Raw genomic sequence first — 14,168 nt, forward strand, 5'->3', positions numbered from 1 at the left:
GGTCGGGCCTTTATTTACTCCACTGCCCGGCGTGCGGGCAGTCCAGGAAATGACTCTGTGCGTAGCGAGTCCCGTCGCGAGTCTGCACGGTGCTCAGCGCGAGCGGCACTGCGCGCCCGGCCGGCGTGTGCGCCCAGACGATCTGCGCGCCGCAGCTGCGACAGCGCACGATCCTGGCGTCTGGCGGGATGGGCAGCTCGTGCGGCCGGCTGGCCGGCGCGGCATGATCGAGGAAGCTGGCCTGCAGGGTGGTCATGCCGCCACCACCAGATAGTTTTGCTGGGCCTGCGCGGCCCACCAGCGCATCGCCCGCACGCTCGGCGCGGATGGCTGCGGTGGTGGTGGCAACAGCGCCCGGATAGCGGTCGCCAGCGTCGAGTCCGTCCGCATCGCGTGCTGCACGCGATCCCAGCTGTAGCGTACGGTCGAGTGATCCAGCCCGCCCAGCAGGCTGCCAATGCGCTGCTGCGACAGGCACGGGAAGTGCTGGTGCAGGGCGTATGCCGCCACCTGGCGCGCAAACGCCACATCGCGCGTGCGGCCTCGTCCGGTCAGTGCTGCGACCGAGAGGCCAAAGTGCTCGGCCACCCGTGCGATCACCTGTTCGATTGTCACAAGGCCTCCTTATCCTTGCGCCGGCGCCGCAGCAGCAACTCACGGTAGTCCGGCACATCGATGTACAGCTCGGTAGTCAGCTCAGCAATCCGGCTGGCCAGGCGCGGCTCATGGTCGGCGCGCGCCATATTGCTGGTAATCACGGTCGGCCGCGCGTAGGTGCAGCGCGCGTCCAGGATCTCGAACAGCGTGGCATTTGCGTGGTCGAGCCGTCCATCCTGGCTCGGCGCGTGATACTCCGTGCCAAGATCATCCAGCATCAGCAGATCCACCAGCATGAGCGCCTGCACGCGCTCGTCGGCCGAATTGTCGCGGAAGCCACTGCGCACGAACCGCAGCAGCGCCGGCACTGTCGCATAGGCCACGCGCCATCCTGCCAACGCGTAGCTGTTTGCAACAGCCGCAGCCAAGTGCGACTTGGCCACGCCGGTCGGCCCGTACAGGTACAGCCAGCCGCGCGGCTCTGTTGCATAGCGCTGTGCGATGTCGCGGGCACGCCGCAGCTGTCGCTGCTCTTCGGGCGTATACTCGGCCGGTATCTCGATCGCGAAGGTACACTCGGCCAGTTTGCCCATCTCCTGGTGCAGCCGCACCAGGGTTTCATCGCGCCGCGCATCCGCGTGGGCTACGCGCGCAGCGATCTTACAGCGGCAAGGGAAGATCTGGGCAAAGTGCGGGTGTCCGTAGGGGACGGCCTCTTTGTAGTAGCCGGCACCGCCACAATCAGGGCAGTGCGGGCCGGCAGGCGGAATGTGTGCCGGCTCTGTGCGCGCGGGCGGCGCGCTGAGCACCTCACTCAGTGCGACCTCGGAGATAGCCACGCTCCCCCGGTCGGGGTTTGCGGGTTGGGGTGGCGGCCGGCGCGGACGCTCCGCCACCACCCGCCCCCGCATCGGCACTCCGTCGATCCACATCAGCGGATCGGGGTTTGGGGCTGCGTCCATAGCTGATGTCACTCCCATATGCGCCCTCCACGCGCCAACGGTTGAGGATGCTTCGTACCTTCGCAACGGAGTTAAATTTGCCCGTCATGCTGCCGGCCAGGATTGCCCGGCCGACCCAGTACCAACCGCAGCCGTGGGTTGGGTGCTGGTGCTCGCTTGCGAGCGCAGCCAGATGCGCAATTGGCAAAGGCGCATCACATGCATCCGCCCACAAGTCGAATGGATGCATAGGCAATACCCATGCCCCCGCAGGCGTGGGTATTGCCGGCCACGATTCGCGCGTGCGCGCATGATCTCCTCCTCCTCCTCCATGCTCCTCCATGTGATCCCTGGGGGGATCAGTGATCTGATCCCTGGGGGGATCAGTCTGATCCCTGGGGGGATCAGTGATCTGATCCCTGGGGGGATCAGTCTGATCCCTGGGGGGATCAGTGATCTGATCCCTGGGGGGATCAGTCTGATCCCTGGGGGGATCAGTGGGGGTCAAAAAATCGAGCTGACCGTTAGGCGGCGTGTGTGCAGTACCGATCGGCGCGCCCCACCGCGCAAGAACATCCAGCGCGATCGCGCTGGATTGCTGGTCGAGCGTCCGCAGGTCGATGGTGTAGATCGGCCGCGACTGCGCGAAGCCGCGGATGCTCTCTTCGCCGGCCAGACACATGAGACCGAGATCAATGAGATCGTCGCACCAGCGCGCAATGTATTTTTGGTTAACCTTGGCGCGCGCCGCGATTTTGCGCGTGCCGAAACCCTTTTCGCGGGGGAACGCCGCCATGAGCCAGCGAACCGCGATCCAGACACACAGCTGTTCTTTGCTGGCGGTGCGTTCGAGCACAATGAGCGGGATGTCGGGCCGCCAGACGGCCGGGTCGATCGCCGGCGGCTTGAGAAAGACGATGTCCATAGGGTTTCCTTTGCCGCCGGAGCAGGCACCCCGGCGGCGTGACTCAGGCAGACGGAAGCTGAATGAGCTCGACATAGGCTGCGGCGATGACGCGCAGGTCGCCGCACGTGGTTGCAGCGGCCGCGTCCGCCGTAAATGCCGCTGCCTGCTGCGGCGACCATGCGGCGAGCGCATCCCGGATCGCGTGATACAGCGCGCTCATGGGGATGTCGGCCCGAACGACGACCCGTGGCTTGCGAATGACGATGGGCGCCATGGCTATCCGGCCGGAAGCGACGACCCGACCACAACGAACGCCCGGGCCTTAATGACCAGGCCGTTCAGGTGGTCGTTGCGCGCCGTCTCCGCCTCCCACTGCCGCGCCCGCGCCTCCTGGCGGGCCGCGCGCAGCGCCTGAGCGACGCGGGCCTTGAGCTGGGCGGCAGTCGTAATCGTCGTCATGTCAATGCTGGGCGTCACGAGCGCCCTCCTGCCGCGTCGGCACGAGCAGGGCGAGCAGCCAATCCGGCGGCGCCTGATTGGCAAGCCCGACCAGCGTGATATGCGGCTGGCCGACGAGGGGCGTCCAGCCCCCCCTCGAGATGGAGGTGCCCCGCCCACGGCGTGAGCTCGCCGGGGCCGATCGCCCCGTCGATCGCGGCCTTAGCCGCCTGCGCGACGTGGCGAGGGCACCACACGAGGATGAGTGCGCGGGTGTCGCCGGGCGCACTGCGCACCCCGGCGGCGAAGCCCGGCACCGGGGCGAACGAGTCGAGCGCGCCGCCGAGATGTGGCATCATGCGCGCATCGGGCAGCCAGCGGAACAGAAGCAGATCGCCAGGTCGGGCGTAGTAGCACGCCTGTGCCGGCATAGAATGGCTTGACGAATGCATGATTGTCTCCTATGCTAGTGCTGCGCGGCGCACGCGCGTCACTCCCTGCTCGCGCGCCGCATCCATGAGACGCCCGCATTGCTGATTCCATGCGCAATGCGGGCGTCGCTGTTTCCCTGCTACTCCCGTGTGTCGTTGGGGCGCACCTCCTTCCTGCTGATAAAAGCCTCGAGACGACCGTTTCCTTATGGGACTGCCATGGGCGCAGTCCAGGACGGAACGGAGCTATTGGCATGAATCTGACCACAGCGATCGATCGCTTTCTGGACGATCGCACGCTCAAGCGCCGATCGCCTGCAACCATCGCCCGCTACCGTGCCGCGCTGCATGCGTGGCGGGACTGGCGCGCGCGCGACGCGACCGCATCGATGGAGCTTACCGCCGTGACGCTGGTCGAGCTGCGGGAGTATGTGCGCTACCTGCTCATCGAGCATGTGCCGCACAGCACCAACCCCCGCCGGCCGGCAGTCGCGCGGCGCGGCCTCTCGCCGAATGCCGTGCGGAGTGCCCGCAACATCATCCGCGCGCTCATGCTCTTCTGCGTTGAGTCGGGCGATCTTGCGCCGGAGTGGCGCGTGTGGCTGCAGCAGAGCCGGCTGCCATCGCCGGCGATCGAGATCCAGGATCGCGCGTACTGGGACGCGGCCACCGTGACCGCGTTGTGCGCGGCAGCCGGCGACGATGAGGATGGCCGGCGGTGCCGCGCGGCGATCTGGCTGATCTACGAGAGCGGCATGCGCCTCGACGAGCTGTGTCGCCTGCACGATGCCGACACCGACCGCGCCCGCCGCCGTGCCCGGATTGTGGGCAAAGGTCGGAAAAAGCGCTGGGTCTACTGGGGCGCTGCGTCCGCCACGGCGCTGGATGCCTATCTCGCCGTGCGGCGTGGGGCCGGACGCGGGCGCAGTGCTGCGCGGCACCAGCGCCCACAACAATGGCCAGGCGCTATCGGCCGACGCGCTGCGCGCGCAGATTAAGCGTCTGGCGCGGAAGGCCGGCGTCACGCTCCCACCGGGCGCTCCGATCCACGCCGGACGGCATGCGTTCGCCCACCTGATGCTCGATGGCGGCGCGGCGATCTCGGAGATCGCCGACCTGATGGGTCATGGCGATGTCCGCACGACCATGCGCTACCTGCACGAGCGCCCCGAAATTCTCCAGTCGATCCACGCCCGCGCACTCCACCAGGCCGATCCCGCCGCAGACTCATAATCGCTAGGTCACTGGTTCAAGTCCAGTCACCGGCACCAGTGCGTACGCGCGACATCGCGAATTAGTGTCAATTCGAGTCTTCAACGCGCCACGCGGGCTTCTGCGTACGCAGGGTCATGCGTGCATGTGCCTTGATTTGCCGCATCGTGTTGCGGCATTCGGCATAGGCGCGCAATACCCGAGCAGTATGATGACCCTCGTGGAGGATTTGATCGACCTTGGCGCCCCAACCACGGGCCAACACGAGCACGTTTGAGGGGCTGATCAACGCACCGTGCGTTTTCGCCCGGCGCGGCCACAAAGAACATATGTGCGTTCCCGTCGAGGGGATTTGCACCCGCCCGCACTGAGGATGTATGGAACGGCTCCAACCCATCCTTGCCGCGATCTGGCGTGGCATCATTCGCACCTGGCAGCGCGGCCGCTGGGGCAAGATCGCGGTCGTCGTCGGGGCGTTTGTGCTGAGCTGCTGCGGAGCGACCCTGATCGGGGCTGTACTGCCACAGCCGCGAACGGCAGCACCGCCAACCCCAGCAGCATCCCGCGTACCGGCTGTTGCGGCAGAGTCGACCAGCGCGGCCACGGCAGCACCAGAACCGACGAGTGCGCCGAGCGCCACGCCCGCGCCGCCTACGGCGATCCCAGCCACGTCAACCGTGGTACGCGAACGGGGCGTGATGTTCAAGGCCGATCTGGGTGCGCAGTGGCCGCTCACGGTTGACGCGATCCGGCTGCGGTGCGTCAACGGGCGCGAACTAGTGTTCGATGCGGACGGCACAACCTACGCCTTAAATGGCACGGCCAAAGGGACGAAGCGCTACGCCGACCTTGGGCCAATCTGGCGGGACGATCCGCTGACTCCGGGGCTAAAGATCTCGTTGCAGCCGCTTTTAGACATGGGATTGCCACTGTGCTCGTGATAGTGAGCGAACACTATCGAGGCGTCGTCGATCATGGGCGTTCACAGCGTCCAACGGATCGGACGCATGGTCGATCCGTGGTACACTATGCGCACGTCGCAGCAGTCCCTCGCTGTCGATGCGCGGGGCCATATGTGCCCGGCGGAACCGATCCACCACGACACCCCACGCCTCCGCGCATCCGCGTATGGTTCAGCTCAGCGCAGCATGGCGCTGAGCTACGAGAGTCGGCGCAGCATGGCGCCCAACATCCCAACGGGACGGTTCAGATCTCGCATGTTGTCAAGGTGCTTCCGCGCCTGGACATAGACTCGCCGCGATCGTGGTGGATGGGCGGCGAGTCAGACGCATCACAAAGCCCGGCCATGGCAATGCTGTGTTACGCAGCGGCGACGTGGCCGGGCTTTGTGATGCTATTCGTTAAGTGTACTGAGTGACGATCTCACGAAGGTACATGTATCGTGTCGGGGTGTTATGCCCTGGCAACACCCATGGGTAGCTGTGGTGCGACTTGACTCCCGCCCCCACAGCTACCCATAAGTAATCCATCGGGATCATATTCCAAGATATCCCCCACACCCACCCCATAGTACACGCACAGTTTATACAGAATTTCCTCATCGAACCGTTTCGTGCTCCCACGCTCAAGGCGCGCTAATGCCTTGCGCTCGATTCCTGCCTGTTCTGCAACTTCGATCTGGGTGATTTTTCTCCCCAGCTTAGCCTGATGTTCCAGGCGTAGTTGCAGCGCCTTGGACACGATTTTCGCCATTCATGCACCTCCATGAGTATCGTTCATGCGAACGATAACACACCTTTACGTACGTGTCAAGCCCCAAAATTGGCCGCTATATATCTCAAATTGGGACTTGACACGTACATATTTAGTAGTATAATGTACCTATAAGCGAACACGAAGGGCTAGAAAGGACACACAAATGTACGCAGTCAAGTTCAATCGGGCGGATCGGGACTTCGCAGTGTACTTCGATGGTGAGATCATCGGCTACGGCGCGACGGCCGAAGAGGCCGAGCAGATCAAGTTCGAGGATATGGCGCGGCGGGCACAGTAAAGCTGACGGCAGCACCCGGTGGAGAAGCTACGGTGGGGAGGTGAATCAGACCTCCCCACCAAACCATCAGCAAGGAGATTGTAGCCGATGAACGAGACGTGTGCAAGCCTGGTGGTCGCGGCGCTGGAAGAGCGGGCGCAACAGGTCAAGGAGGAGATCGCGCGCCTCCAAGCCGCGATTACCGCGAATGACGCGCAGGGTGACCCTGACCTGAAGCAGGAGCACACCTATTTGCTGAAGCATTTCAACGCCTATAACAAGGCCTTGTTCTACTGGGAAAAGGGCATCCGGCCCTCGCAGGCGCCGGGTGGCGACTGGCTCATCCCGTCGGGAAGTCAGGGCGGAGCCACGATCCATCGTGTTAGCCGCGCGGGCGGCGTGTGGGTATGTGGGCCGTCGTGCAAGGCGACGGCCTTCCACTGGCACGGCGCGCTGATCGAGGGACTGGAGCGCGCCGAAGAGCTGGCGATGCTGCACGATGACTCGCCGTCGCTGTTCGAGCCGCACGCGGATTGCGACGACGATCCGTTCCTGCCGACGAGCAGCGCGGCCGCGCTTGGCGCGCGGCTGGCACAGGCGCGCGCCCGTATCGCACAGGATGTCGGCGACTGGTTCTAGGTGGTGCAGGCGGGGGCGGCTGTGGTGGCCGCCCCCGCATGGAGGCAGCCAATGTCCACACGATATCGTGGGTATCAGGCGCAGCTGACCGACCTCGATCGGGAGCTGCTGGCGCTGTACGAGGCGCCCGTGCCACCCCCGCCCGCCGACGGACTCTGCTGCGACGGCTTCCGGCGTGGCGTGTTCGCCGTCTCGATCCACGACCCGCTCGTGTGCGTGCGCTGTTGGCCAGCGCGCCAGGTGGCGATCGAGGCGCGGCGCTACGCCTGGCGGCGCGCGCCGATCGGCGCCTGCCACCGTGCCGCCCAGCGAGGCGGCACGGTGGCAGGCGCCGATCGGCCGCATCACGCGCGCCCGTGGGCGCGCCGTGGAGGCCGCGTAGATGCGCGAGCAGCCGCCCCCCACAACTCCGGCGCCCAGCGGCCGGCCGCACGGCGAGCGCGTGCTGGCGTATGCGCAAATGTTGATGCGCACGAAGGGCTATGGATGGTCGAAAGCACTCGCCACGGCCGCGAGCCTGCTTGCCCCGGACGGGCAGCGCACGGCCCAGATCATTGACGCGCTGCGCGGTGGTCGCACCCACCACCCCGAGCGAGGCCTCGGCACCGCGCGGCGAACCATCAGGAGGTATGGAATGCTATGCTATTTGGAGAGCGCTCCGATCGGCGGTGGCCCGGTCGGTGGCCCACCCCCCCCCCCGCCACCGCCACCACCCAGCGGCGCACCGCCCAGCGCGCCGATCGGCGGGCGCGACTCAGCCAAACGCGCGGCCGCGCTGCACGAGGCGCCGCACCGCGCAGGGAACCACGCGCCCTATCGCGGCAGGAGATTGCCGCGATAGGGCAGAAAGAAGGACACAACATGGTGCATGTATTTCTGCTCCCGTACGAAGCGCGGGGCCGCGCCAGCCTCTCGGGGAGCGCGGTCAACGCGGGAGGAGGAACCGTCTCTAGCTGGCATGTCATATGTCGGCGCGATCTGGTCGCCGGCCGCGCAGGGTGTGTGGCCGTGTTTATCAAGGATCATTCCTGGTTGCCGACAGTGTGGACGAGGCGCTGTCGGCCTACACCGCCCGTCTGCCATTGGTAGACAGCCCCGAATGCGCAATGCGGTCATTCAGGGTGCATGAGCCGCTCGAGCAGTGGGATGCCGAATACGTGCGGCTGGCCCACGGTGGGGCTGGCCCACGGCCAGTGGAGGCCGCGTAGATGCGCGAGCAGCCGCCCCCCACAACTCCGGCGCCCAGCGGCCGGCCGCACGGCGAGCGCGTGCTGGCGTATGCGCAAATGTTGATGCGCACGAAGGGCTATGGATGGTCGAAGGCGCTCGCCACGGCCGCGAGCCTGCTTGCCCCGGACGGGCAGCGCACGGCCTAGATCATTGACGCGCTGCGCGGTGGTCGCACCCACCACCCCGAGCGAGGCCTCGGCACCGCGCGGCGAACCATCAGGAGGTATGGAATGCTATGCTATTTGGAGAGCGCTCCGATCGGCGGTGGCCCGGTCGGTGGCCCACCCCCGCCCCCGCCACCGCCACCACCGAGCGACGCACCGACCAGCGCGCCGATCGGCGGGCGCGACTAGCCAAACGCGCGGCCGCGCTGCACGCGGCGCCGCCCCCCGCAGGGAACCACGCGCCCTATCGCGGCAGGAGATTGCCGCGATAGGGCAGAAAGAAGGACACAACATGGCATGTATTTCTGCTCCCGTACGAAGCGCGGGGCCGCGCCAGCCTCTCGGGGAGCGCGGTCAACGCGGGAGGAGGAACCGTCTCTAGCTGGCATGTCATATGTCGGCGCGATCTGGTCGCCGGCCGCGCAGGGTGTGTGGCCGTGTTTACAGGGGATCATTCCTGGTTGCCGACAGTGTGGACGAGGCGCTGTCGGCCCTACACCGCCCGTCTGCCATTGGTAGACAGCCCCGAATGCGCAATGCGGTCATTCAGGGTGCATGAGCCGCTCGAGCAGTGGGATGCCGAATACGTGCGGCTGGCCCACGGTGGGGGCTGGCCCACGGCCATACGATCGGCCGCGCTCGCGGTAACTGTAGCGGTGGCCCACGGTGCTGCGCCGTGGGCCACCGGAGGAGGAATATGGCAGACGATACCATCACCTTCGGCGCGGCCCGGCGCGGCGCCCAGCGCCGCGCGTGACCGATCCACTACTCCAGTGGGCCACCGGCCTCCAGACGAACGAACGGCGGATCTACGCCGGCTGGCTGGTCGAGGTCGGCACGCACGCCGCGCTCGACGACGCCATGGGCGCGGCCGGATTTAGCCAGGTCACGATCGCCGATGGCAGCGGCACGATGGTCACGCATTGGGCAGTCGAGACGGCCGGACCTGTTTGTGATTACCGAGGGTGCAATCGATCGGCGAGATGCAGCACACCGACGAGCGCTACGGCATCGCCTTCGGCTGGCGCACGCTCGACGGCGGCCGGCAGCAGTCGGTCATGCGCTTTCGCGGCTTCCTGGCCGAGCTGCTCCAAGTGGGGTTTTACGAGCCATTACTCATCACGGCCAAGAGCACCCTGACCGGCGATCTGATCGCCGCGCTCACCCGCCAGTACGAGGTACTGGATGCCGTCGATGCCTTTCGCACGCTCGGTGGGCAGCCGCCGCTCCAGCCGCCGTTCTACGCCTGCAGCATCCCGCTCGGCCCTGGCCAGGAGGTTACGCGCGGCAGTGGCGGACAGACCAAAGCGATTACGCCGCCGGTCGCGGTCATTCCCGCGCCGATCACCAAAGCGTACATTCGCAGCCACTGGATCAGGCGTGAATGGGTCGGGCTGGTCGAGGGCATGGTCGCCGACACGGTGCGCTGGTCGATTGCGGCCAGTGCCCAGATCGCGGCCGGCGACGAGCCACCGCGGGAGGCCTAGCGATGTGGGAGACTCCCGTCGAAGAGGCGCCGCGCCAGCAGTGGCGCCGGCGCCTGCAGCAGCGGCGCTGCCTGGTGTGCGGCACGCGCGATCTGGCTAATCGCGCGACGAGCTATTTCTGCGCCACGCACATCGGTACGCATCGATACTGCTCGCGCTGCGAGACGCTGCGTTCCACGGCCGAGCATGGTCGAGATGCGCGCTGCCGCAGCTGTGCCAGCGCCTACGCGTTGGCGCGGTATCATGCGCAGCCAGACAGTACGCTCTATCGGATATGCCTCCGGCAGATAGCCGCGCGCCGGCAGACCCGCGCCGATCAGCTTATGGCGGCGCTGCGCCGCCGGATCGCGCTCGCCGACCTGGTGCGCGCGACACCAGAGTGGACGTGGCGCCGGCGGGCGGCACTGGTTGGCGGGAACGCTACCCAGCTCGCCGCCAGCTACCGCCGGCAGTGCGCCGGCGCGCTGGGCGATGTGGACGCCGCCGATCGCGCACGCAAACGGCGATGAGTTTCGTGGTATCGGACGCGCTGTATATCTTGGCGCAGTAGCCCGTCTAGCGCGCCGCTTGGCAGCGCCGGGCGAGGGGGAAAGGAGTGACGATGAACAACGAGGAACGGGCGAAACAAATTGTCGATAAGTTCTCCATCGGTAACAACGGGCGGCAGACGCTGATCGACATGGTGGCGGGCGCGCTCGACACTGCGGTGGCTGCGGAGCGGGGGCGGGCGGAGCCGCTGGTCAATGCGGTGGTCGCCTGCTTCAATAGGCGCGGCGTCCAGTGGGCCGAGCGCAAGGGTAACGAGGATATATCCGATCTGGCCGATGCGCTGTCAGACTACGGCCACTCGCTCGCACTGGAGGCACGCCATGAGCGCGAGCGGGCTGCAGCGACGCCATGACTCCTGATCAAGGCGCGGCGCTCCTCGCCGCGATCAGTGCGCAGGTCAGCCCGGCCGATCGTGCCGCGATCGGGGCGTGGGCCGAACGCATCCTTGCCAATGTCGGCTTGCTGCACGATGCGCTCGACGGGCGCATCGTGCTTGTAGGCTTTGACCCGCAGGCGCAGGAGCCGCTCTGGGATATTCCTGGGGGGCCGCCAGCGACGCTGGCATGGCTGTTCCGGCGGCGGGATTAGGGGGTGCCTGGTGGTGATACGTGGCATGCTCCGGCATGCCCACAAGTGACATGGAGGGCGTATGTATTTTCCAGTTCGAGCCGGGGACGGCCCGTCGTATCGGGTGATGTTCGCCCGGTCTCCTGGACGTGGATCTGTCCGGGAGTACCTGATCTTCGGGATTGCGGAGGGGACTCCGATCCCGGCTGCTGGTTCGCGTTCAATACGCCGCGCGTGGGCTACGAGTCGTTCGCGGCCCATCTGTTCGCCCAGACGGCGACGAGCGGGGATCTGGTGTTGGCGGCGTGGATGGTGTGGCGCGCTGATTGGCGCGGGCCGTCTCGGAGGTTCCGTTCGGCTGGCGCGCCGACTGGCGGCGGCAGCTGCCGGCGGACGCACGATAATGTGATGTCCACAATTGTAGACATCACATAGGAGAGAAACCTATGGCGAAGGATCTAAACAAGGTGATGATCATCGGGCGGCTTGGGGCCGACCCCGAGCTGCGGTATACGCAAGGCGGGCAGGCGATCTGCTCATTCCGCGTGGCCAGCGGCCGGAGCTGGCGCGACGCCGGCGGCAATCAGCACGAGGACACGGAGTGGTTCCGCGTGGTGGCCTGGGACAAGCTGGAGGAGACCTGCACCCAGTACCGGACCAAGGGCAGTCGGGTCTATGTCGAGGGCCGGCTGCAAACGCGCAAGTGGCAGGACGCAACAGGCCAGGATCGCCACAGCACCGAGGTGGTGGCCGGCGACATGATCATGCTCGACAGTCGGCGCGAGATCGGCGGCGGCACGCCGCCCCAGGGCCGGATAGTGCCGACCCTGGGATTCCCGATGCGGAGCCAGGCGACGACGACGTGCTGTTCCCCCACCCGTGGGGCCGCGCCGGCGCAGACCCGTCCGCCGGCCACGCGCCATGTCCCCGGCGTGCGGAAATCGAGCGCAGGCGCCGTCAAGGCGTTTGCAGATGAGGATCTGCCATTCTAGGAGGGGTATGCGGGCACGGAAATGTACACCGACGAGGCCGCACAGTGGGGTGGCTCCGACGAGGCGCAGGTAGCAGCGGAGATGCTGCGCGATCGGCTCGCCGATCGGCGGGGCATCACCCGGATTGATACCCACGGCGCGGCCGGCGGCGAGCATGCCTGGCGCGCACGGGTCTGCACGGCCGGCGGGGAGCTGCAGCGGCAGTTTGCCGATCGCGCGTATGGTGGGCCGCTCGGTGCGCTGGAGGCGGCCGTCGCGTGGCGCGAGTGTACTCGCGCGGCGGTTGGCCCACGGCCCCCACGACGCGGGCAGACGGTGCGGGTGGTGCGCGCCGAGTATGCGCGCATGTGCGGCTGGCTCGCCTATGCCGCCACCACCAGGCGCTATTTTGCTGACGGTGCCCACGGCGGGCGAATGGCTAGCTTATGCGACCGCCCGCGCATGGCTGGCAGCACAGGAGGCGTGATGTTTCTCGCCCGGTTCGACGACAATCCTAAGAAGACGACGGGGATTAAGATCGCGGAGGCAATTGCCGCCCAACATGGCGCGCTTTCCAGGTACGGCCGACCGTCGTATTGGTTAACGCGGCCGACCTGGTCGAGGTTCCTGGCGTGACGATCCGCGCGGTCGGCTACGTCCGCGCGAATACGTTTTGGGTGGGACAGGAAGGATGCGTGATCGTGTGGCGCTGTCGGATCGCGGCGGATCTTCGCACAAGAATCCGCCCGAAATACCCGCGAAAACCTTGACAGTCCACGAAGACTAGTGTATACTAGTCCTCGTGGACATAGAAATGCGGCGAACCGAGTGGCGGGGTCGCACCAGCAGCGGGCAAGTGCCCGGAAAGGAACTCCAACGAGCGACCATCGAGATCCCCAGCATCCTCACCGCGAACACCTACTTCTGGCGCCCAGGCTCCTCGGCCAGCGCGCGCCAGCTCAAACGGGGCCCGCCACGCCGCTGAAGTGCAGCGGTTCCTCAATCGCCACGCCGAAGCGCTGGCGGCCCGCAGGCGTCACGGTCGAGTTTTCGTACGACGAGAGCTGCAACAACGTCTATAAGTCAGTCGCTATCTACAGGATGGTGTCAGGAAGGATATTCGCGCCCTGAAGAAGGCGCTCGGCATCAAGTAGCTAGTCGTGGTGCGGGGCGGCTCGCTACCGCCTCGCACCACCGTCGAGTCGGTAGCACCGCGCCGAGTGGCGCGGCGAGAGGAGGAACCATGAAAGCAGCATACCTGTACGACTGGCGCGAGAAGAAACATAATCAGCGGCAACGAGTTGGCGATGCTGTTCGCTGAAGTGCTCGGCGACCCGAGCCCGGCGGGAAAGACGCCGATCGATCTGGTCTACGAGGCCGGAGCAGCAGCCGCCGTCTACACGAAAGCGGGCAAGCGTTCGTGGCGCGCGAGCGCGCAGATCGCATCGTTCGAGGCGCGAGTGCGCGAGGCACTGGCAAAGCATGGGCTGGAATGGTAGCTTCCCGTTTTCGGGTTCCTTGATCGCGCCGAGTTTGGCGCGGTGGGCATGGCGGCGAGTGCCGCAGGTCACCGTGAAGCTGATCCATCACCTGTCTGGACGACGCGGAAACGCCTCTTCGTCGAGATTGGGCGGGATCCCGGCCAAGTGCAGTCACTGGAGATCACACACACCTCTTTTGCCCCTTTTGGCTCGACCCGGCCGACCTGAGCCAGGAGGAACGCGCGCTGCTGGCCGAGCTCGGGGGCGCGATCCTGAGCGGCGCGGCGCACCTCCAATTCGAGGAGTGGGTGGCTGGCAGCGGGCAGCGGCGTGGCTGCGGCGGAGTCGCCAGCCGCCAATGCGACCGAGCTGCTCGCCTACTACCGCTACGCGCCGCCGGGCGGGCGCGTGTGGACGCGGCCGAGTTCGAGCGCATCGAAGAGGCGATCGCCGCGTTCCGCTAGGCGCGAGCCGCATCGGCCGGGCGATGCTCAACGGCACGAGCATGTACAGGCGCTCGCCGCGCCTGCCGGGGGTGGATCGCGGCCCACGCCGAGGCGG

At 66.6% G+C, this 14,168-nt stretch carries 19 protein-coding genes; 11 read left to right on the forward strand and 8 right to left on the reverse strand.

Features of this window, described 5'->3' with window-relative positions; all coding sequences use genetic code 11:
• Nucleotides 1–10: 10 nt before the first annotated feature.
• The 6 genes from IPK75_18025 to IPK75_18050 are packed head-to-tail and all read right to left on the reverse strand — an operon-like array spanning nucleotide 11 to nucleotide 2,922.
• Nucleotides 11–256 carry a hypothetical protein gene (locus tag IPK75_18025; GenBank protein ID MBK8200248.1) on the reverse strand — a complete coding sequence of 82 codons (246 nt, stop codon included), beginning with the start codon at nucleotides 254–256 and terminating at the stop codon, nucleotides 11–13.
• Entirely contained in the window at nucleotides 253–615 is a 363-nt protein-coding gene (locus tag IPK75_18030) for a hypothetical protein (protein MBK8200249.1), read from the reverse strand. Before IPK75_18030 ends, IPK75_18025 begins: the two co-directional genes overlap by 4 nt.
• Nucleotides 612–1,436 (reverse strand): ATP-binding protein, encoded by an 825-nt coding sequence (locus IPK75_18035; protein ID MBK8200250.1) that lies wholly within the window; start codon nucleotides 1,434–1,436, stop codon nucleotides 612–614. Before IPK75_18035 ends, IPK75_18030 begins: the two co-directional genes overlap by 4 nt.
• The gene (locus IPK75_18040; protein ID MBK8200251.1) at nucleotides 1,408–2,463 is read right to left on the reverse strand and encodes a hypothetical protein; all 1,056 of its coding nucleotides are present in this window, start codon (nucleotides 2,461–2,463) and stop codon (nucleotides 1,408–1,410) included. The genes IPK75_18035 and IPK75_18040 overlap by 29 nt, the downstream gene beginning before the upstream one ends.
• 43 nt (nucleotides 2,464–2,506) lie before the next feature.
• A complete protein-coding gene (locus tag IPK75_18045; GenBank protein ID MBK8200252.1) occupies nucleotides 2,507–2,719 on the reverse strand; it encodes a hypothetical protein in 213 nt (70 codons plus the stop codon).
• Nucleotides 2,720–2,721: 2 nt separating this feature from the next.
• Nucleotides 2,722–2,922 (reverse strand): hypothetical protein, encoded by a 201-nt coding sequence (locus IPK75_18050; GenBank protein MBK8200253.1) that lies wholly within the window; start codon nucleotides 2,920–2,922, stop codon nucleotides 2,722–2,724.
• Nucleotides 2,923–3,568: 646 nt separating this feature from the next.
• Between IPK75_18050 and IPK75_18055 the strand changes: the two genes are divergently transcribed.
• The 3 genes from IPK75_18055 to IPK75_18065 all read left to right on the forward strand — a co-directional run bounded on the left by IPK75_18055 (nucleotide 3,569) and on the right by IPK75_18065 (nucleotide 5,467).
• Nucleotides 3,569–4,312, forward strand: a complete 744-nt coding sequence (locus tag IPK75_18055) for a tyrosine-type recombinase/integrase (protein ID MBK8200254.1) — start codon at nucleotides 3,569–3,571, stop codon at nucleotides 4,310–4,312.
• Nucleotides 4,242–4,547 carry a site-specific integrase gene (locus tag IPK75_18060; protein ID MBK8200255.1) on the forward strand — a complete coding sequence of 102 codons (306 nt, stop codon included), beginning with the start codon at nucleotides 4,242–4,244 and terminating at the stop codon, nucleotides 4,545–4,547. The genes IPK75_18055 and IPK75_18060 overlap by 71 nt, the downstream gene beginning before the upstream one ends.
• 677 nt (nucleotides 4,548–5,224) lie before the next feature.
• Nucleotides 5,225–5,467 (forward strand): DUF2511 domain-containing protein, encoded by a 243-nt coding sequence (locus tag IPK75_18065; protein MBK8200256.1) that lies wholly within the window; start codon nucleotides 5,225–5,227, stop codon nucleotides 5,465–5,467.
• Between the two features lie 472 nt (nucleotides 5,468–5,939).
• Here the strand turns inward: IPK75_18065 and IPK75_18070 are convergent, their stop codons facing one another.
• Entirely contained in the window at nucleotides 5,940–6,239 is a 300-nt protein-coding gene (locus IPK75_18070; protein ID MBK8200257.1) for a helix-turn-helix transcriptional regulator, read from the reverse strand.
• Nucleotides 6,240–6,627: 388 nt separating this feature from the next.
• Between IPK75_18070 and IPK75_18075 the strand changes: the two genes are divergently transcribed.
• Nucleotides 6,628–7,158, forward strand: coding sequence for a hypothetical protein (locus tag IPK75_18075; protein MBK8200258.1), 531 nt, complete (start codon nucleotides 6,628–6,630; stop codon nucleotides 7,156–7,158).
• 2,159 nt (nucleotides 7,159–9,317) lie between these two features.
• Here the strand turns inward: IPK75_18075 and IPK75_18080 are convergent.
• Nucleotides 9,318–9,476 (reverse strand): hypothetical protein, encoded by a 159-nt coding sequence (locus IPK75_18080; protein ID MBK8200259.1) that lies wholly within the window; start codon nucleotides 9,474–9,476, stop codon nucleotides 9,318–9,320.
• 59 nt (nucleotides 9,477–9,535) lie between these two features.
• On the opposite strand from IPK75_18080, the gene IPK75_18085 reads away from it, so the two are divergent.
• The 7 genes from IPK75_18085 to IPK75_18115 all read left to right on the forward strand — a co-directional run bounded on the left by IPK75_18085 (nucleotide 9,536) and on the right by IPK75_18115 (nucleotide 13,625).
• A complete protein-coding gene (locus IPK75_18085; protein MBK8200260.1) occupies nucleotides 9,536–10,039 on the forward strand; it encodes a hypothetical protein in 504 nt (167 codons plus the stop codon).
• A 2-nt stretch (nucleotides 10,040–10,041) separates the two neighbouring features.
• A complete protein-coding gene (locus IPK75_18090) occupies nucleotides 10,042–10,548 on the forward strand; it encodes a hypothetical protein (GenBank protein ID MBK8200261.1) in 507 nt (168 codons plus the stop codon).
• 92 nt (nucleotides 10,549–10,640) lie between these two features.
• On the forward strand, nucleotides 10,641–10,940 hold the full coding sequence (locus tag IPK75_18095; protein MBK8200262.1) for a hypothetical protein: 300 nt from the start codon (nucleotides 10,641–10,643) through the stop codon (nucleotides 10,938–10,940).
• Complete coding sequence (locus tag IPK75_18100) at nucleotides 10,937–11,176, forward strand: hypothetical protein (protein ID MBK8200263.1); 240 nt, start codon at nucleotides 10,937–10,939, stop codon at nucleotides 11,174–11,176. The genes IPK75_18095 and IPK75_18100 overlap by 4 nt, the downstream gene beginning before the upstream one ends.
• A 425-nt stretch (nucleotides 11,177–11,601) precedes the next feature.
• Complete coding sequence (locus IPK75_18105; protein ID MBK8200264.1) at nucleotides 11,602–12,147, forward strand: single-stranded DNA-binding protein; 546 nt, start codon at nucleotides 11,602–11,604, stop codon at nucleotides 12,145–12,147.
• Between the two features lie 21 nt (nucleotides 12,148–12,168).
• Complete coding sequence (locus tag IPK75_18110) at nucleotides 12,169–12,762, forward strand: hypothetical protein (GenBank protein MBK8200265.1); 594 nt, start codon at nucleotides 12,169–12,171, stop codon at nucleotides 12,760–12,762.
• 671 nt (nucleotides 12,763–13,433) lie between these two features.
• Complete coding sequence (locus tag IPK75_18115) at nucleotides 13,434–13,625, forward strand: hypothetical protein (GenBank protein MBK8200266.1); 192 nt, start codon at nucleotides 13,434–13,436, stop codon at nucleotides 13,623–13,625.
• Nucleotides 13,626–14,168: the final 543 nt, after the last annotated feature.

This window comes from Acidobacteriota bacterium (assembly GCA_016712445.1).
Classification (GTDB): domain Bacteria; phylum Pseudomonadota; class Alphaproteobacteria; order Caulobacterales; family Hyphomonadaceae; genus Hyphomonas.